The organism is Paenibacillus silviterrae (assembly GCF_030167925.1).
Classification (GTDB): Bacteria; Bacillota; Bacilli; order Paenibacillales; family NBRC-103111; genus Paenibacillus_G; species Paenibacillus_G silviterrae.
Window position 1 is genome coordinate 754,327 of sequence record NZ_JASKUT010000002.1, and the last position, 19,766, is coordinate 774,092.

At 52.5% G+C, this 19,766-nt stretch carries 12 protein-coding genes and 1 riboswitch; of the genes, 11 read left to right on the forward strand and 1 reads right to left on the reverse strand.

Annotated features, from left to right (window positions below; translation table 11 throughout):
• Nucleotides 1-24: 24 nt before the first annotated feature.
• From QMO62_RS26825 to QMO62_RS26835, 3 genes are all read left to right on the forward strand, one after another.
• Nucleotides 25-1,662 (forward strand): extracellular solute-binding protein, encoded by a 1,638-nt coding sequence (locus tag QMO62_RS26825; RefSeq protein ID WP_284645564.1) that lies wholly within the window; start codon nt 25-27, stop codon nt 1,660-1,662.
• A 99-nt stretch (nt 1,663-1,761) separates the two neighbouring features.
• A complete protein-coding gene (locus QMO62_RS26830; RefSeq protein WP_284645565.1) occupies nt 1,762-4,590 on the forward strand; it encodes an endonuclease/exonuclease/phosphatase family protein in 2,829 nt (942 codons plus the stop codon).
• A 110-nt stretch (nt 4,591-4,700) separates the two neighbouring features.
• Nucleotides 4,701-4,789: riboswitch (cyclic di-GMP riboswitch) on the forward strand.
• 83 nt (nt 4,790-4,872) lie between these two features.
• Nucleotides 4,873-7,020, forward strand: coding sequence for a methyl-accepting chemotaxis protein (locus tag QMO62_RS26835; protein WP_284645566.1), 2,148 nt, complete (start codon nt 4,873-4,875; stop codon nt 7,018-7,020).
• Between the two features lie 81 nt (nt 7,021-7,101).
• On the opposite strand, the gene QMO62_RS26840 is transcribed toward QMO62_RS26835, so the two are convergent.
• The gene (locus QMO62_RS26840) at nt 7,102-7,923 is read right to left on the reverse strand and encodes an AraC family transcriptional regulator (RefSeq protein WP_284645567.1); all 822 of its coding nucleotides are present in this window, start codon (nt 7,921-7,923) and stop codon (nt 7,102-7,104) included.
• A gap of 226 nt (nt 7,924-8,149) precedes the next feature.
• Here QMO62_RS26840 and QMO62_RS26845 point away from each other — a divergent pair, with 226 nt between their 5' ends.
• The 8 genes from QMO62_RS26845 (at nt 8,150) to QMO62_RS26880 (ending at nt 19,761) form a co-directional block, all read left to right on the forward strand.
• Nucleotides 8,150-9,085: an N-acetylneuraminate lyase gene (locus QMO62_RS26845; protein ID WP_284645568.1), complete on the forward strand. Its 936-nt coding sequence runs from the start codon at nt 8,150-8,152 to the stop codon at nt 9,083-9,085.
• Between the two features lie 107 nt (nt 9,086-9,192).
• Nucleotides 9,193-11,565 (forward strand): helix-turn-helix domain-containing protein, encoded by a 2,373-nt coding sequence (locus tag QMO62_RS26850; RefSeq protein ID WP_284645569.1) that lies wholly within the window; start codon nt 9,193-9,195, stop codon nt 11,563-11,565.
• Complete coding sequence (locus tag QMO62_RS26855; RefSeq protein ID WP_284645570.1) at nt 11,562-12,356, forward strand: MFS transporter; 795 nt, start codon at nt 11,562-11,564, stop codon at nt 12,354-12,356. The genes QMO62_RS26850 and QMO62_RS26855 overlap by 4 nt, the downstream gene beginning before the upstream one ends.
• Before the next feature lie 130 nt (nt 12,357-12,486).
• On the forward strand, nt 12,487-14,019 hold the full coding sequence (locus QMO62_RS26860) for an extracellular solute-binding protein (protein ID WP_284645571.1): 1,533 nt from the start codon (nt 12,487-12,489) through the stop codon (nt 14,017-14,019).
• A gap of 90 nt (nt 14,020-14,109) precedes the next feature.
• Nucleotides 14,110-15,078 carry an ABC transporter permease gene (locus QMO62_RS26865; protein ID WP_284645572.1) on the forward strand — a complete coding sequence of 323 codons (969 nt, stop codon included), beginning with the start codon at nt 14,110-14,112 and terminating at the stop codon, nt 15,076-15,078.
• A gap of 28 nt (nt 15,079-15,106) precedes the next feature.
• A complete protein-coding gene (locus tag QMO62_RS26870; RefSeq protein WP_284645573.1) occupies nt 15,107-15,991 on the forward strand; it encodes a carbohydrate ABC transporter permease in 885 nt (294 codons plus the stop codon).
• Between the two features lie 37 nt (nt 15,992-16,028).
• A complete protein-coding gene (locus QMO62_RS26875; protein ID WP_284645574.1) occupies nt 16,029-17,066 on the forward strand; it encodes a sialidase family protein in 1,038 nt (345 codons plus the stop codon).
• Nucleotides 17,067-17,091: 25 nt separating this feature from the next.
• Complete coding sequence (locus QMO62_RS26880) at nt 17,092-19,761, forward strand: exo-alpha-sialidase (RefSeq protein WP_284645575.1); 2,670 nt, start codon at nt 17,092-17,094, stop codon at nt 19,759-19,761.
• Nucleotides 19,762-19,766 lie beyond the last annotated feature (5 nt).

Genomic DNA, 19,766 nt, shown 5'->3' on the forward strand with positions numbered 1-19,766 from the left:
TGATAAGAACAGGGAGGTTTATCGATGAAAACGAAAAAATGGATCTCATTGCTCCTCACCACGGCCGTATCCGCCGGACTTGTAGCAGCCTGCAGCGACGGTGATGCCGGAACGAGTCCGGGGACGGCCGACAAGAACACACCGGCACCTGCGGCGGGTGACAAGCTGAATGCTTCCGGATTTCCCATTGTGAAGGAGCCGATCAAGCTGACGATGATGGCGGGGAAAGCCCCAACGACGGCTAATAACTGGAACGAAACGATGCTATGGCAGGAGTACGCCAAGATGACCAACATCAACGTAGACTTCCAGCTAGTGCCGTTCGACGCGCTGACGGAGAAACGGAATCTGATGATGGCAAGCGGCGATTACCCTGATGCGATATACCTCGGAAGATTCAGCACGGACGACTTGATGAAGTACGGTGGTCAAGGCGCGCTTATCAAGCTGAACGATCTGATAGATAAGCATGCGCCTAACTTCAAGAAGATCATGGATCAATATCCTGAAGTAAAAAAGGCGATTACGATGCCTGACGGCAACATCTACAGCTTCCCGAACATGCTTTCCCCGGACTTCCCGTCGGTTCGGATGGGCGCCAAGCTATGGATCAAGAAAGAATGGCTGGACGCTTTAGGGCTGAAGGAACCGGCAACGCTCGACGAGTTTTACAACTACTTGAAAGCCGTGAAAAGCACCGACCTTAACAAAAACGGCAAGCAGGACGAAGTACCCTTGGGGGCGACGAAGCTGAAGGATGTCATTCTCCACTTCAAAGGTTACTTCGGTCTTCAAAACCGGGGATCTAGTCATCCTCTCGTAGACATGGGAGAGAACAATCAGCTAAGGTTCATCCCGACGGATGATCGTTACAAGGAGCTACTAACCTATTTCAATAAGCTGTGGTCCGAAGGCTTGATCGATAAGGATATCCTGGTTAATGAAAAGGATCAAAATAAATTTTTCGCCAAAGGGGCGGAAGGCGTGTTTGGTGCAGTGCGAGTAAGCAGCCCTTTCACTCTGATGAAACAGACCGGTTATATCGGCGCACCTTCGTTGGCAGGACCGAGAGGCGACAAGCTGCATTCCGAATACAGACCGGCAGTTGCGAATCCTGGCGCATTCGTGATTACGAACAAAAACAAAAATCCGGAAGCGACCGTTCGTTGGATGGATTACTTCTTCGGTGAAGAGGGCAACAAAATGTTCTTCATGGGCTTTAAGGACAAAAGCTACATCGAGAAGCCTGACGGAAGCGTCGAATATACGGATGAAATCAACAAGAACCCGCAGGGCTTGACCTTTGAGCAGGCGCTTGTCAAATACGTGACATGGCCTGGCGGCGGTTATCCGGGCATCGTAAGAGAGAAATACTTCAAAGGGGCGGAAAGCATGCCGGAATCTTTGGAGGCGGCGAAAAAGGTTGCGGCTGATTTGCCTAAGGAGGTTTGGCCCGCATTCAGCTACACTGACAAAGAAACCGATCGGATGCAGGCGTTGAGCACCGATATTGTGACGTACATTGACGAAATGACAACCAAGTTTATAACCGGCGCCGCACCGTTGTCGGATTGGAACAAGTATGTCGATACGATCAAGAAAATGGGGCAGGACGATTACATGAAAATTTATCAAGCGGCTTACGATCGGTACAAAAAATAAGGAAGCAATGAATTCCAGCTAACCAAGCATGGAGAGGGATGATCACAATTGAAGGGTAAGCGCTTAAGCTATTGTTGCCTCCTCACATTCCTAACTCTTATGGTTCAGCTGCTGGTTCCAGCCTGGGCCGGCGCCTCCACAGGGCCGGCTCTTACGGCTGCTCCCCAGCAGCCGCCGCTCAAGCTCAAAGCGGCGACCTACAACATAAACAACGCCAGAGGCACGGATAACGTACCTGACACGACGCGAATCGCCGACGCGATTCGCAGCACCGGCGCCGAAGTGATAGCGCTCCAAGCGGTGGATAAAAATTATTCCAGCCGAAGCAGCTACGAGGATCAGCCCAAGCTGATTTCGGAGAAGCTTGGCATGTACTATGTGTTCGCCCCGAACGTCGATCTGGCTCCGGAGCCGGGACGAACCGAGCGGCGCCAATTCGGCACAATGATATTGAGTAAGTACCCTATCGTTTCGTCCATGAATCATCCGCTGTCCAACTCCGGAACCGAGAAAAGGGCTCTGCTGGAAGCGGACATTGAAGTTAACGGCACGACGATTCGTTACTTTACAACCCATATGGATACTTCATCAACCATGAGGCTGAAGCAAGCCGATGAAATCCTCGCCATTGTGAGGAGCCAAAGCGTCCCGGCGATTGTAGCCGCTTATCCTAACGCACTGGACACTTCTGCAGAAATGAAGCAGTTGTTTACTGAGCTCAATGACGCTTTCTTCGACCAGCCGGAAGCTTTCACAAATCCCTCTCAACTTCCGGCCAAAAGAATCAGCTACATCATGCCGGACCGAAATTGGGAGCTTGGCGAGGCCAAGGTCGTACCATCGCTTGCATCCACGCATCTTCCGATTGTAAGTGAGCTCACCTTGAATCCGGACGCTCACCTGAACCCTAACATCAAGTCGCTGGCTTTCACGGATAAAATCAAGATTGAGACGGTGGGAACGACAAGCACCTTCAAGCTTCAAGCCTATATGACCAATGGAACGATCCGCGATGTGACGAATCATTCCCAATACGCAAACACACAGCCCCACGTAGCGGATATTCCGGCGCCGGGCGTTCTCCGTGCATTAGCAAGCGGAACTACGGTCATTACAGCCACCTACGGCCAAAGCACGGCTAATTTGCCGGTTTCCGTGTACTTAAAAAATCCTAACCTGTCGTCGATCAGCGTGAACGGAGTGCCTATCCCCGGGTTCACCCCTAGCCAAACGGACTATTATTTCACCCTTCCGGCCGATAACCGGCAGGTGCCGGCAGTGACGGCCGTAACGGAGGACCCAAACGGCGCGACAAAGATACAGCTGCCTTCCGTAGTGCCCGGAATCGTCTATGTGATCGGCACTGCAGATGATGGATTGACCACCAAAGAATATCGAATTCACTTCGCAGAGGAGAAAACAGACGTGCATTTTCCTATTAAAGTAATGTCCTATAACATTCATCACGGTGCCGACCCATCCGATAATTACAATCTGGAAAGAATAGCCGATGTCATTAGGCAGTCGGGTGCGGAGATCGTCGGCCTGCAGGAGGTGGACCGTTATTATTCGAGCCGCAGCAATAACGAAGATACGATCCAACGATTGTCCGACTTGCTTGGCATGCAGTTCGCGTATGGGGCCAATCTGGACCGTCCGCCGTCAGAGCCGGGACAGCCGAGAAGCCAATACGGCACTGCCGTTCTGAGCAAATACCCTATTATGCAGAACCAGAATTATTGGCTTACGAGCTATGGTCAGGAGCAGCGTGGGGTACTCGAGACGACGATTGACGTTCAAGGGGTTCAGCTGAGCTTCTATTCCACCCACTTGGGACTGGATGCCATTCAGCGGAATACCCAGGCGGATGAAATATTAGCTATTATGGCGAAACGAAGCGGCCCCAAAATCCTCGTAGGCGATTTCAACGCGAGGCCGTATGCACCCGAAATGAGCAAGTTCACCAAAGAGCTTCAGAACCAGTTCGCAGACCAGCCGAACGGGTTTACCATTGATTCGGTCAACCCGTCGGCCACAATCGACTATATCTTGGCCTCCAGCGACGTCATGCTCGGTGAACGTGAGAACGCCCGCGTCATTCAGACGCAAGCCTCCGACCATTTACCGATCGTCAGCAACCTGTATCTGAAAAGGCAGCTGCAGCAGCTTACAGTGGACCGGACGGATGGGAAGGCGGTGATCGGGGAGCAGTACCCTCTGAAGGTTACCGGCAGCTATTCCGGCGGATTTACTAGTGACGTCACGAGCCATGTGAAATACACGGTATCCGACTCGTCAGTGCTGACCGTGAGCCCGTCGGGTATCGTCACTCCGCTGAACCCCGGTGCGGCTGAAATTGAAGCGACCTTGGACGGCATTATCGCGTCATCCACAGTATATGTGATGAGCAACAACTCCCGGCTTGCCAGTATACAGTTAGAAGGCGCCCCTCTGGCGGGCTTCGCGGCTGAGCTTCTGGAATATACCGTATATTTGCCGGAAGGCACAAGCAGCGCACTGCCGATTACAGCTGATGCTGCAGATGCTAAAGCCAATATTGCAGTATCACAAGCGGAAGGAGTTCCCGGTGCTGCCACAATTGTCGTCACGGCGGAGGACGGGGTGCACCATACGACTTACCGTGTTTATTTCGAACGGAATTCGATTGTTGGCATGGTCTTGAGTCCTGCTGATTGGAAAGCCGAGCCCGGCGAGGAAACCACTGTAACAGCTTACTTGCAGTATAAAGACGGCTCGCGAAAAGAGGTTCCGGAGAAAGTGAAATTTGCCCATAGCGACGGTTCGGTTGCATCGGTTAACGCCCACGGAGAGGTTAAGGCTCACCTTGCAGGCACTTCAAGCGTTACAGCTACATTCGGGGAGTATACCGCTGCTATGAACGTTGTGGTTAACGGCTCAAGAAAGTAGTGTGAACCCGCACCGGTCGGATATGTCGAAATTCTAAAAAAAGTTTAACAGACCCCCTACCAATTTCCTATCACATGAGTATATAATAAGAATCGACCATAGGTATAAAGACACGATACAGGCACACTTCGCGAAAGCGTTGGCCGCAAAGCTATAGGGGCTACAAAGGGGGAACCCTTCATGCCAGCCAGCTGCCGAATGTTTCAAGCCTCTTGCATTAAAGGAGACCGAAACACGCGGTTTCCTTTTTTTATTTTTATCATGACGGAGGGAAATGACAGCATGGCAACCAACAGAACATCCCAAGGCATTGCACAGAAAGTAAGGGTATTTTTCGCACCGGGCGAATGGATCATGAACCGATTGAAGTATGTTAACAAATTTATCGTCATCGGTCTTCTTGTTATCGTTCCGCTATTGGTTCTAACGTTTCTGCAATACTCCAATGCGTCAACCGCGTCATCCCGTATCAAAGAGGAGCTGCGAGGCGTTACCTATGCGGATAGTCTTAAAGACCTGCTGATCGCTATGGATACGCGGCGCGCGCTCTTTAGCGGCATCATTCTTGGCGATACCTCTTTACAAGAAAACGTGCCAAAAACCGAGGATGCCATTCAGCAAGCCATAGCGTCCATTGAACAGCTCAATGGCGAAATGGGCGAGGATTTCAAAACGACGGAGCGATGGAGCGCTATTCTGAAAAAGTGGAACGAGCTCAAGAACAAAGGGACGGATCTTTCTCCTCAGCAGAGCCTTGATCAGCACGGCTCCATTCTAACGGACATTCGTTCTCTGATGACGCATATCACGAATTCCTCCGGTCTCGTCATTGACGGTGAAATAGGAAGTTACTATTTGATGGATTCGGCACTTAAGCAAATGCCGCTGCTGGCGGACCGCGTCGGCCGCGCCAGAGCTTTGGCGATAGCCTTCACGGCTGCAAGATCATCCGGCATCGCTACACAGCAGACGCTTACAACTTTGTCTGAGCAAATCAAAACAACGCTGGAGACCATCAATTCGAACCTGATTATTACGGCGGACATCCACGAGCAAGCAGGATCGAAACTGAAGGCAGCTTATAATAACAATGCCGCGGAAACGTCAAAGCTGCTGGAATTCGTCAATCGGGTTACTCTGCTGGATGCTTCTTTCACCATGAAGCCGAAAGATACCTACACGAGCCTAAGCGGGTCAGTGGAGCTAACGTATAAGCAATATGAAACCCAAATGGAAGTTTTGAAGAGCTTGCTCCAGACAAGAATCGATGAAGCGAATATGCATAAGACAATTCTTGTTACGGTAGCTCTGCTGGTGCTGCTGGGTGTCATCTACTTGTTTATTTCGTTCTATGCCTCCGTTCAAAGAGCGGTCGGTGCTTTGGAAGCCTCGGCATCGGAAATAGCTGAAGGGAACCTGACGTTCCGTGTCCGATTGGAGTCAAGGGACGAGCTTGCCATTGTTGCAAATGCCTTCAATCGGATGGCGGATACGTTCAGGGAGACGATTCTTGCCGGTCAGCAGGCGTCCGAGCAGGTAGCGGAGTCGGCGGAGATGCTGACACGCAATGCACACGCATCTACCCAGGCAAGCAATCAAATTACGGAAGCAACCCAGCAAGTAGCCGCCGGAGCCCACACGCAGCTGAAGGGGGCTGAGGAAACCTCCGTAGCCATGGAGGAGATGGCGCAGGGGATTCAGCGAATCGCTGAAACCTCCTCTACGGTAGCGGAAGCCGCAGCGACAGCCGGTGAGCAGGCGATAAGCGGTAACGAAGCTTTGCAGCAGGCGATTGGGCAAATGAACAAGATTCATGCTACGGTAGGGGAATCCGCTGCCGTTGTACAGCAGCTTGGTAAACATTCCGAGGAAATCGATTCGATCATCGGCGTCATCTCCGAAATCGCGGTTCAGACGAATTTGCTTGCCTTGAACGCTTCCATCGAAGCGGCGCGGGCCGGGGAACATGGCGCCGGCTTCATGGTCGTAGCTTCCGAGGTCAAGAAGCTGGCAGAGCAGACGAAGCAATCGGCGGGACAAATTACCGAGGTGATTCGGGAGATACAGAAGCAAACCGGTGGAGCCGTCACACGGATTATGTCCGGTGTGGAGGAGGTTGAGCTGGGCAAGCAGGTCATCGGGCAAGCCGGCAGTATGCTTGAACGGATAGTTGCTTCCGTACAGCAGGTGTCCGATCAGATCCAGGAGGTATCCGCAGCCGCGCAGGAGATGTCCGCCGGTACGGAGCAGGTGACCGCTTCGATGGCGGAGATGGTGACAACCTCCCGCAACGCGGCCGATCATGCCATGCAGGTGTCATCCTCCTCGCAGCAGCAGCTTGCTTCGATGCAAGAAATTTCCGCTTCCTCCGACGAACTGGCGCGTATCTCTCAAAAGCTGCGTTCCGTGATTACTCAGTACACCGTATGATATAAGCGTAACAATAACCGCTCTCTGAAATAGGGAGCGGTTATTTCCATTGTAGACGATGGCCTTGCAACGTGAGACGGCTTAATGCAATCCTGCGATGCCTTTCAGCTGCCGCTCCCGGTACTGTCTTGGCGTCATTCCGCGTATGCGCAGGAACGCGCGGGAGAAGGTGGGAAATGAGGAGAAGCCGGATTCATAGGCGACCTGTGAAATCGGCAGCTCGGAGGATAACAACAGGCTGCAAGCATGCCGTACGCGCAGCTCATGCAGCAGATCGACGAAATGGATGCCGTAGGCTTCCCCGAACAGCGTGCTGAGCTGGGACGGATGGACACCGAAGCGTTCGGACAAGGACGTCAAGGATAAGGGGTCCAAATAGTGCTCATACACGTACTGTACAACCGGCCAGATTCCTTTCGTATTGACGGAGGAAGGCTGACGGGCTGACGCTGACGGGACGATTCCGCTGCTGCGCACGAACAAGGACAGCGCCTCAAGGAGTAGGGCTCGGAGCATGACAGGACGCCACGGGAGCGTCGATTCGTGCTCCTGATAGAGCTTCTTCCATAGGTTCAAGCCTTCTTCGTAACCGGTGCCCTGCAATTGGGCATGCGCAGGCTGGCTGCCATGTTGACCGAGCAGAAGATCCTTTACGCCCCATGCGGCTTCCGGTCCCGCAGTCAGCAGCTTCATATCGAAATTGCAAATGAACATGACAAGCGGATGGTCCCGGTTGGCCCAATATTCATGAATCTGGTACGGCAGCAGTAAGACCAAAGTCCCGGGAAGCAGCTCGTGCTCGGTGCCATTGATGCGTTCCGTTCCTTTTCCCTCTATAACAAAGGAGAATTCAATGAAATCATGCCGATGCGGGGCAACCGAGGTGTACTTTTTTTTCTTCATATGAAAAGGAAAGTCCGTATCAATGTTGGGAAATTCGAACATATATTGCGGATACATGGCGGCTTCTCACCTCTCTCCTTAAGATCAGCTTTTATTATACAGGATGAATTCGATAAAAAAATGAAAGCTTTTATAAAAAAATGAAATATGCTCAGGACTCCCTAAAGGTAAACTATGTACATCAGCTGCATCAATTCTGTAGTGAATAAGGGAGAGGATGGACTTTATGAAAAAGCTAATAAACCGCGACGCGTTTCGCGGCATCTTTACCGCTTTGGTGACGCCTATGCAGGAGAACGGAGAGATCGACTATGCTTCTCTGGACCGTTTGGTCGAGCACCAGATCAGTCAAGGCATTCGAGGCTTCTACGTTGGAGGCAGCACAGGAGAAGGCTTTATTCTGACAAGCGAAGAAAGACAGCAGGTGTTGGAGGCGGTCGTTAAGGCGGCCAAGGGTCGTGTGACGATCATTGCCCATATCGGCTGCATCAGCACAAGGGAGTCGATCCGGCTGGCAAAGCATGCGGAGCTTCAGGGAGTGGACGCCGTGTCCGCGGTGGTCCCATTTTACTATAAAGTTACTATGAAAGAGATTCGTGAGCATTATGAGGCTATAATGGATACGGTCGATGTGCCGATGCTTGTTTATCACTTCCCCGGGGCAACGGGAGTCAGCCTATCCTTGGATTTCTATGAGCAGATGAGCCGCCATCCGAAATGCATCGGGGTTAAATTCACCTCGCTCAATCTCTTCGAGATGCAGCAGATCCGCTCACGCTGCGGCGACGACTTCCTGATCTATAACGGACATGATGAGGTATATATCGGGGGCGCTTATACCGGATCGGACGGGGCCATCGGGAGCACTTACAACATGATGCCCCGCTTGTTCACAACCATGTACGACATCATATCATCGGAGGAAAGACCGGTCATGAACACCTTGCAAAAGCTGCAGGCCGAAGCCAATGCCGTGATCGCCCATATGATTCAATACGACGTGATCGCTTACGAAAAGTATATGCTCTATCTTCAAGGGGTCCTCTCGGCACCGACCGTTCGACAGCCGCTTAAGCAATTTACGGCGGAGGAGCGTTCCCGTATCGAAGCCTTCTATAGGCAGAGCAATGTTCTTAGAAGCAGCGGTGTTGCCGCCAAGTAGCCGCTCCTCAACCCATTTAGTAGAAGAAATAGAATTATGCGGCGGCATTCGGTATAATCGAAAATGGAAGCGCTTTATGAGTTCGGCCCAAAGGGGGAGACCATTCCGTGTTCAAGAAAGTGAAGTGGTTTGCGTTGCTCGGCAAAATCAAACGCCGCAAATTTTTCATCCGTTTGATTCTGACGATCGCTCTCATTGCGGTCATACCCAACCTGATTTCCGATGTCGTCGCTTACTACAAGGTTTCTCATACGTTCGAAGAGGAAACGGGAAGAAACAAGCTGCAGTATTTGAATCAAACGATCAATTCCATGGAAATAGTGCTGAACCGAATTAAGGAAAACTCGAATCTGCTTGCCATGAACCAATGGTTTCAGGAATTCGAGAAATTCCCTAGCGGCGCCTATTACGAGGGGCTGAGGGGGGAGATTCAGAAGGAAGATTTACCCGATTTGTATTGGTATTTGGAGAATAAAAAGAATGCCATCTCTTTGATCAACTCGTTTAAGCTATCCAACGAGTTTGTGGATTCCGTTTATTTTTACGACAGCAGCAACAACCTTGTCATCACCTCGGAAAATGACGGCTCCAACCGGCAGTTCACGCTGGATAACTTCTATGACACAGCGTGGGTCGAGGCGCTGAAGGAATCGACCGAGAACGCGGTTTATATGGATACGAGAATTGCCAGGCAGTATCACCCGGGGGAAAAAAGTCTGTTGTCCATTATTTATAAATCAACCAAAGCAAACAATGCGTTTATTATTAATTTGGATGCGGCGCTGATTTACAAAAAAATCTTAAGCAAGCTGAATGAGCAGGACGATATTTTCGTCGTGTCCTCTACGGGCAACGTATTGTTTCACAGCCTGTCTGCCCAAATGCATCAGCCTTTGCGGACGATTCTGCCCGGAGACGAACCGGTTGTCGGGAAGACGGGCTCGTATCGAACCAAGCTGGACGATCGGCAAATGCTGGTCAGCTATTCAACATCCCCGTTGTTGGGTTGGACGTTTATCAACATATCCGATATGGAAGCGTTATCGGAAAGCACCTCGTCGATTACACAAACGATAGTCGTTTCGGCGATCCTGCTGCTTCTGCTTTCCCTCACCTTCGCCTATTTATCCTCAAGAAGTCTTTATAGGCCGATCTCCTATTTGCAGGCTTTGATCCACGGGACGACGGAGCGCAGGGCGGAGGATTCGGACGAGATCCATATGATCGGCAGCTTTGTACAATCGACGCTTACTGAGAGGGATTATTACAAGGAAAAGCTGGAGGAGAGCCTGCCGTTCTACAAGGAGCAGTTCAAATATACGCTGCTTCACCGTCATTCCTTAACGCTGGAGGAGATCGAGGAGAAGAAGGCTTATCTCGACCTTGACATCGAAACCCGCGATCTGGCTCTGCTCCTTCTTTGGTTGGGTGATCGCGAGGACCCGCGGCCGGAGCGGGATATGATTGCCGGCGAATTATTCAAAATGAAGGTGATCGACACGATCAAGGAGAGCGGGATCCTGGAGACGCCGTATTTTCTGGTTGATTCTGGGAAGGATACCCTGGCGATCGTCTTAAACCGCTGCGGCATGAATCAACAGCAGGTATATCGTATCGGGCAAAGGCTGCTTGATGTCGTAAATCTGGAAGCAAGAAGCGAATGTACGATGGGCGTCGGAAGAGCCTGTTCATCTATACTGCAGCTGCCGCAAGCGTTTGAGGAAGCGCAGGAAGCGTTAAAATATCAGATTATTTACGGTAAGGGCTACGTTATTTCCATCGAAGATTTGATGGTGACCGGCGGTGGCGGCAGCGAATTTGTTTATCCCAAGGACAAGGAAGAGGTGCTGCTCGGTTACATCAAGACAGCTCGTGAGTCCGAGGCGCTCCAAGCGTTCGAAGACCTGGTATTCGAGCTGAACGCACATAAGAACAAGCTGCATTATAATCAAATTCAGCCTATCTTCGTTCAGTTGCTGACAGCGATGATGAACAGCTATGCCCAGCTGGGGGCTAACACCAAGGCGGTTTTCGGCAACGGGACGGATCCGTACCGGGAGCTTCTCGAGCAAGGATCCTTGGATGATATCTGCAGGTGGTTCCACCGGATTATCCGGCACATTACCGATTATCTGGAGCGGGAAATGAACGCTAAAGGAAATTCACACATCGCCCGGGTAGTGGAAATGATGGAGAGGGAGTACGGCAGCGATATTTCGCTGCACTCGGTGGCCGAGCAGTTGAATCTGAATCCGGCCTACATCAGCAGGCTCTTCAAGCAAATCACCGGACAGCCGTTCGTCGATTACCTGAAGCGTATTCGAATTGAGAAGAGCAAGGAGCTGTTAACCCGAAGCGACATGAAAATCAATGAAATCGGCAAGCACGTAGGGTACAGCAACGCTTACTACTTTATCAAGGTGTTTAAGGAATTAATGGGTCTGACACCCGGCGAATACAAAAGGTTGTACGGCTCTTGAATGAGAACCTAGCGGTATACCAATACCGGCTAGGTTTTCTTTTCACATTACGGTCGGGTACGGGAGATAGGGGAGGGAGCATTCATGTTTTTAAAGCCGTGACGCTGCTCACTGCGAAGCAAACCGGTAAAAGCTACGCCTCCTACCGGGTGTGGGGCTCCATAGGGTTTGCCTCGGCGTCCATGCTGTTCGGGCTTCTGCTGAAGGAGTCCGGCATTCCCGCTGCCAAGAGGGTATGTATTGCCATCGTCGTGATGACGCTGCTGTTCGCTTTCCTGTTGGAGGACAGGAAGGCAAGCGCCCGAAAGGTCGAGTTTACGCATATTTTCCCAATACTAACCTCGGTCCGTTTCTTATGGTTTCTGATTCTTGTACTCGACGTATCGATTGCGCATCGGATGAACGACTCGTTTATCGTGTTATACCTGAAGGAGCTCGGCGCCCCGGAAACCTTCATCGGCTGGTCATGGCTTCTGGCGGCGGCAAGTGAGATTCCGGTCTTTTTCCTGCTGGGCAGGTATGGGGGGCGATGTAAGCCGCTGCACGGGTTATCGTACGGCATCTTTCTTTTGACGGCGCTCTCGTACATGCAGGAACTGGGCGGGGTTGGCTGGACTTATCGGTGGTGTAGCCGGCGGTTACATTTTCGGCCATTCAGGATATGTTCCGCTCTACAGGGTTTCTTCGATACTGGCCTTATGCGCGGCTGCCGGTTTCCTCGGAACACAGCTTTATACCGACTGGAAGAAAACAAGGACAGTGAGCCCTATAAAGGCATACTACGATCATGACATGTAGAAATTGTAGTATGAAAACACAAATATTTATTATATAAAACGCTTTCAACGCGTGCTAAGGTTACCTTGAACCAAGCGTTCAAAGGCAGAAAAAGATTGACGAACCGAAAAGGGAGGAACAGGAATGAGTAAAAAAATAACGAGCGTATCCGTCATTACCTTGCTAGCCGCTTCTACGCTGGCCGCTTGCTCAGGGGGCGCCGATCCCGGTAAGGGAGCCTCAGGGGAAACACCCAAGGCGGGTACCCCTAAGGAAGCTCCGAAAATCTATATTTATCAAAACTCCGGTGCATTAAACCAGAAGCCGGAAGGCAGCGTACCGGCGGCGCTGGAAGATATGAAGAAGATGTATGTAGAGAAGCTGAACATTGAGCCGATTGCCATCGTTCCGCCGAAGGGGGCGGCAGAGGAGAAGCTGAACCTGCTGCTCGGGTCCAAGGATGAGATCGATATATTCCAGGGCAATTGGGACCAATACGCCTCCAAGGGAGCCATTATTCCGCTCAATGATCTGCTGGATAAATACGGACAGGATATCAAGAAGGCATGGCCCAAGGAAGCATGGGATTACATGACGGACAAGAACGGGAAAATCTGGGGTATTCCACGCGGCGTCCCGTCGGTGCATTACCCGATCTGGGTTCGGACGGATTGGCTCAAGAAGCTGAATCTACAGCAGCCTAAGACGCTGGATGAGCTGGAAGCGGTTTTGAAAGCGTTTAAAGAGCAGGATCCGGACGGCAACGGCAAGGCCGATACGATTCCGATGATGACGGATTTGAACGGCATTAAGAATGCGTTCCTTGGCGGCTTTACCGACAACGGGAACAGCAATTGGATCGACCCAGCCGATAAAAAGGTCAAACCGATGGAGCTCGCGCCGGGCTTCAAGGACTTCGTCGCCAAGATGGCGGACTGGTACCAGAAGGGCTACATCTACAAAGAGGCCTTCGGCAAATTCGACCCTCTTGAGCTGCTGAAGACGAATCGTGTAGGGACCTCCTCCATGTGGTACTCACGCATAACGCTGCTGTTCCCGCAAATTCAATCGGGTTTAAATCCCGACGCGAACTATGAGATCATTCGTAACATTCAAGGACCGAAGGGCAAACTGATGACGGCAAGCCCGGGCAGTACAGCGGCGATGGTCATTACGAAAAAAGCGAAGCATCCGGATGCCGTGATGAAGTTCGTCAACTACCAGTATCAGGATCTGCCGACGAACACGTTGAATGCCGCATTCGGAACAAACTGGAAATACCTAGATGATAAGAAGTTCGAAATCGAGCTGCTTAACAAGGATATCTCGTATGCAGGCGAATTCATGGTTTCTCTCGGTCTTGCAACCGAAACGAAGTATGCCTTCCGTGATCCGATTAAGAAAATGCATGCGGATTATTTAAATAAGGAAATTTCGAACATCGATGTAGCCAAGATGCCGATCGACGCGATGATCACGTACGACAAGAAGATGCTGCAGGAAAACATCCCTACCCTGGGTGACATCGACCGTCTTCGCAGTGAAGAGCTGGTGAAATTCGTAACGGGCGCCAGACCGCTAAGCGAATTTGATAAGTTTATCGACCAAATGTACAAAGCCGGTCTTGATAAATGGATTCAGGAGTACACTCGTCAGTACAATGAGCTGAAGAAGTAAGAGAAATCGGCGCACATGAGCAAGCCGAAGGCGGTGTAGATCGCCGCAGCTTGCGCTGCTGCAGCCGGGGAGAAGGAGAGGAGGGCGTCCGTGCGTACAGAGCAGCTGTCTATTCAAGCTAGAACGAAGCGGCAGTCCGTCGGCCTTCGAAAGCTATGGAACGCCGTAAGGTTGAACCGTTTCTATTACTTGCTGATTATTCCGGGGATGCTCTATTTTGTCATCTTTGATTACATTCCGATGTTCGGCGTCATCATTGCGTTTAAGGATATTTCCCCCTTCGAAGGTGTCGGAGCCGTGCTTACAGGCGAATGGGTGGGGTTTAAGCACTTCGTGAAATTTTGGAATTCCTATTATTTCTGGAATGTCATGCGCAATACGCTGCTGATCAGCGGTTATAAGCTGCTGTTCGGCTTTCCGGCCTCCATCCTTCTGGCGCTGCTGCTTAACGAGCTGAAAAACGCCGTGTTCAAGCGAATCGTCCAGACGATTTCGTATTTGCCTCATTTTATCTCCACTGTAGTTGTGGCTGGCTTGGTGATGATGGTTCTGTCAACGGACTCCGGGATGATCAACGCAGCGGTGGCTGCTCTGGGAGGCGAACCGATTCACTTCCTGGGTGCGCCGGAATACTTTCGGTCCATTCTGGTCATCTCCCATGTGTGGCAGTCGATCGGATGGGGAAGCATTCTCTACTTGGCGGCCATGACGGGAATAGATCCCGGATTATACGAAGCGGCCAAAATGGACGGGGCGAGCCGTTTCCGCCAAATGTGGCACATTACATTGCCGGGCATTACGCATATTATCGTAATCATGCTCATTTTTTCGATCGGCGGACTGCTTAACGCGGGCTTTGAGAAGGTGCTCCTGCTGTATTCGCCGTCCGTCTATGAGGTGGCGGATATTATCGATACCTATGTGTACCGGGAGGGCTTGACATCGCTGCAGTATTCGTTCGCCACAGCAGTGGGTTTGTTCAAAAATATTTTGGCTATGATCCTGATCCTTGGCGCCAATTATATCGCCAAAAAATTGAACCAGACCGGGATCTGGTAAGGCAGTGGAAAGGAGGACCTGACTTTCAATGAATTCCCTAAAGCCCTCGACCGGCGAGCGTCTGTTTGATGCAGTCAACATTCTGTTTCTCATCGGCTTGTCGCTGCTCTTTCTCATTCCCTTCCTGTCGGTGCTGTCCACTTCCTTTATCAGCGCTGAAGAGTCGATGAGACGGGGAGCATTTGTGCTCATTCCCGAGAAGCTGGATTTTACCGCCTATGATCTGTTGCTTAACCGGGGACCGCTCGTGTTTAACGCTTATAAAATCACTATGTTTAAAGTAGTCGTCGGGACATTTTTAAACCTGTTGTTTACGGCTACCTTGGCCTACGGTCTGTCCCGCAGAAGCTTGCCTGGCAAAAACGCGCTGGTACTGATCATTTTTCTTACGATGATCTTCCATGGCGGCTTGATTCCAACCTATATGCTCATCGACAATCTCGGCTTGAAGGATACGCTATGGGTACTAGTGCTCCCGGGGTTAGTCAGTGCATGGAACTTGTTCATCATGCGCAACTTCTTCATGAGCCTGCCGGAGGAGCTGGAGGAATCGGCCATCATCGACGGTGCTTCCCCTCCGGTAATCCTGATGAAAATCATCGTTCCGTTGTCCATGCCGGCGATTGCGACCATCGGCTTGTTCTATGCGGTGTCTCACTGGAACGATTGGTTCGGTGCTTCCATCTATATCAATGACCAGAGCAAGCTGCCGATCCAGGTGCTGATGCGCAATATTTTGTTAACCGGAGTGATGCAGAATGAGACGCAAGTGGAGTTCGTGCACGATCCTCCGCCTGCCGCAACGTTGAAATCGGCCATCATTATCATCAGCACGCTGCCGATTTTGTTCGTTTACCCTTTTATTCAGCGGTATTTCGTGAAAGGGGTCATGGTCGGCTCAATTAAAGGCTAAGGCTTGAAGATACAAGAACCATGAAGGAGATGATCAGGTGTTGGAGCAAATGGCGTTGTTCGTGTCGGGTCAGGAGGGGTATCATACGTACCGCATCCCTTCGTTGCTGGTGACGGAGAGAGGTACGGTGCTGGCCTTCTGTGAGGCCCGAAAGAACGGTGGAGGCGATGCCGGAGACATTGATTTGGCGCTTCGGCGAAGCTTTGACCACGGCATCACATGGGAGCCGTATCGGATTATTGCCGATCTGGGCCCAGATACCGTCGGTAATCCGTGTGCAGTACAGGACCGGGATACCGGAACGATCTGGCTGCTGCTGTGCCGGAATGCGGAGGACGGCCATGAGAAGGACATACTGGCAGGCAGAGCGACACGCGAGGTGCTTGTCATGAGAAGCGATGACGACGGAGAAACGTGGTCAGAGCCGAAGGAGATTACATCTTCGGTGAAGCGCCCCGAATGGACGTGGTATGCCACCGGCCCTTGCCATGCCGTGCAGCTGAAGAGCGGGCGTATGATCGTTCCGTGCAATCATGCCGTGCTTCAGCCGGAGGAGGAGCGCTCCGGTCCCTATACTGCACATGTCATTTACAGCGACGATCATGGGGAGAGCTGGCAGCTGTGCGGCATCATCGGGGAGAATACAAACGAGTGTACCTTGGCGGAGCTTGCCGACGGCACGGTTTACATGAATATGCGAAGCTATCACGGCCGCAATCGGCGTGCAGTCGCCACCAGTAGGGACGGAGGACTGACGTGGTCGGAAATTGCAATCGATGAGGCGTTGGTCGAGCCGGTCTGCCAAGCCAGCGTGCTGTCGGTCGGGCAAGGGGGACTCTTGTTCTCTAACCCGGCCAGCACCTCGCGCGAGAGGCTGACCGTGCAATCAAGCCGGGACGGCGGCAAGACCTGGGCTATTATGCAGGAGCTGCATCCCGGCCCCGCAGCCTATTCGGATTTGGCCCTTGCCGGAGACGGTACCGTTCTTTGTCTGTATGAATGCGGGGAGCAGCGTCCCTACGAGCGGATCACGCTTGCCCGATTTCCCTTAAGGAAGGAGTTTCATGCCGAATGATTCGTAACCGGGTTTGGTTGGTTGTGTGGTTTGGTCTCTACTGGCCGGTGTCCCCACCTCCTTGGCAAGCGGCAACACAGATGCGGACCCTCATAGCCGGAACATGCCGTATTTCACCAATACGGATTTGTACGTATCCGGCACGGAAGGTTATCATACGTTCCGGATTCCCTCTCTCCTGACGACCAAGTCAGGGACCTTGCTCGCCTTCGCTGAAGGGCGGAAGAACAGCGCCTCGGATACGGGGGACATTGATCTGGTGTTGAAACGCAGCTTCGATCAGGGACGAACCTGGCAGCCGCTGCAGTTGGTCTGCGATGACGGGCCGAATACATGCGGCAACCCGACGCCGGTGCAGGATGAAAGCACGGGCCGGATTTGGCTGTTCATGACCCACAATTACGGCGAGGATACGATTGAGGAAATCAACAGCGGCACCGGCCGGGGCGTGCGGACGATCTGGAGCACGTATAGCGATGACGACGGGGAGACCTGGTCACCGCTCGTCAACCGGTTCGAGGAAGTGCAGCCGGCCAGTACGCGATGGGACGCTACCGGTCCGGGCATCGGCATCCAGCTTCGGCATGGCCCCGCGCAAGGACGGCTTGTCATTCCGGCAATAGGCCGGAACATCCAAAGCGATGACCACGGCGCAACGTGGTACCAAAGCGGCCGACTGCCGGGAGGGCTCAATGAAGCGACGGTGGTTGAGCTGTCGGACGGGACGTTGATGCGCAACGACCGTCTGTCGAGCAACCAGCACCTGAAACGGCGCGGCATCTCGACCAGTCCGGACCAAGGGGCGACCTGGTCGCCGATTACGTACGACCCGGTATTGATCGACCCGATCTGTGAGGCCAGCATCGTCAGATACAAGCCGGCGGATAACGCGGAAGGGAACCGCATGCTGCTGTTTGCCAATCCCGCCGACCAGAACCGCCGGGAGAATATGACGGTGCGCATCAGCTATGATGACGGCCAAACCTGGACGACCTCCAAGACGGTGTATAAGGGACACTCGGCCTATTCATCGTTATCTGTTCTGCCTGACGGGAAGGGGGCGCTCCTCTTTGAGGGCGGTGAGTTTACGCCGTATGACAAGATTATGTTCGCTGTATTCAACATGGAATGGTTTGACGTAGAAGAGCCGGATCTGGACGGTCTGCTGCTGTCCGAGGGTGCACTAACTCCCGGCTTCCGGGGGGATATCGGCTCCTATGAATTGGAGCTTTATACGGGAACGGAGCACTTGACCGTAACCCCAGTAACATCCAACGGGGGAATCGCTATTACGATAAATGGAGAGCCTGTCTCTGCCGGAATGCCCCGAACGATTCAGCTGAACGGTTTGGATGCGATTCGCATCGAAGCAAAACTGAAGGACCGCATTCGGGTTTACACCATTGGGATTCAGCGCTCAAGACCGATGCCGGAGCTTCTGCTGCACTGGGATTTTGACAAGCTCGGCGCGAACGGCGAAATTGTGGATGTGACGGGGAAAGGACATACGGGCGTTTTAAGCAGCGGGGCTTTGGTACAGCCGGGTCATGCGGGTTCTGGACTTTATTTGAACGGCCAGAGGGCCTTTGCAGAAATGACCCGTGCGGAGGACCTGCATACAGGCACAGACGACTTCTCCTTTGCCGTATGGGTGAAGCCGGAGGCGCTGTTCCAGCAGCGGCATATCATCTACTGGTACGGTCTGGCGGGCAAGGGCTTGCCCCAGTGGTGGTTCTCCGTAGAGAAGAACGGTGCGGTCCGGATGAATATGACGGGTGTCCCACTGGAGCGGGAGGTGGGTATAGCCACCATTGCCGGCATGGTGAAACCGGGCGTATGGACGCATCTGGCGGCCGTCCGGGACGGCTCCGTGAATAAAATCTACGTGAACGGCGAATTGGCAGCAACGTCCGCACAATATGACAGCAGTCAAATGAGCATAACGAATCTTCAATCCCCGCCACGCGTCGGCTTTGACAAAGGTACGGTGGCAAACCGGGATTGGAAAGGGCATTTGGATGATGTGCGCTTCTACAGACACTCGCTGAGTGCGGCCAAAGTACGAGAGCTTTATCTTCAGTACGATGTGAGCAAGCCTGTGACCCTAGCGGCCTTGAGCCCTTCGGTGCCAAACGGCGCCGAAGGGTGGTATACCACGGATGTATCGGTTACGATGTCCGTATACGATGAATTCTCCGGCCCGGCCCGTACGGAATACCGGTTGAACGGCGGGGCTTGGTCGGTCTATTCCGCACCGTTGACGGTGAATAACGAGGGCCAGCAACTGCTCGAGTACCGCAGTATAGATCTCGCCGGGAACGTGGAGGATAGTCAACTACTCAAGCTCAGCATAGACAAGACAGCTCCGACGCTCGAGGTTACCCCGAATCGAACGGAGCTGTGGCCGCCGAATCGTCAATGGGTGCCGGTCGAGATGAGCATATCGGCAGCGGACAGCGGCTCCGGTGTACATTCGGTGAAGCTGGTGTCCGTTACCTGCAGTGAGGGAGAAGCGTTAGAATATGTCCGGGATGCGGAGCCGGGTACAGACGACCGCACCTTCCTGCTGCTAGCGGATCGCAACGGCTCCGGGTCTGGGCGCGTGTATACCGTCGAATATGCGGTAAAGGACCTCGCCGGACACGAAACGCGCAAAACCGCCGACATCCTTGTCCCGCATGACAGGTCAAAATAGAGCCA

What these genes read in the sequence shown, in the direction of transcription:
- QMO62_RS26825 (WP_284645564.1), top strand. Translation starts at nt 25, where the DNA reads ATGAAAACGAAAAAATGGATCTCATTGCTCCTCACCACGGCCGTATCC.
- QMO62_RS26830 (WP_284645565.1), top strand. Translation starts at nt 1,762, where the DNA reads ATGGTTCAGCTGCTGGTTCCAGCCTGGGCCGGCGCCTCCACAGGGCCG.
- QMO62_RS26835 (WP_284645566.1), top strand. Translation starts at nt 4,873, where the DNA reads ATGGCAACCAACAGAACATCCCAAGGCATTGCACAGAAAGTAAGGGTA.
- QMO62_RS26840 (WP_284645567.1), bottom strand. Translation starts at nt 7,923, where the DNA reads ATGAAGAAAAAAAAGTACACCTCGGTTGCCCCGCATCGGCATGATTTC.
- QMO62_RS26845 (WP_284645568.1), top strand. Translation starts at nt 8,150, where the DNA reads ATGAAAAAGCTAATAAACCGCGACGCGTTTCGCGGCATCTTTACCGCT.
- QMO62_RS26860 (WP_284645571.1), top strand. Translation starts at nt 12,487, where the DNA reads ATGAGTAAAAAAATAACGAGCGTATCCGTCATTACCTTGCTAGCCGCT.
- QMO62_RS26870 (WP_284645573.1), top strand. Translation starts at nt 15,107, where the DNA reads ATGAATTCCCTAAAGCCCTCGACCGGCGAGCGTCTGTTTGATGCAGTC.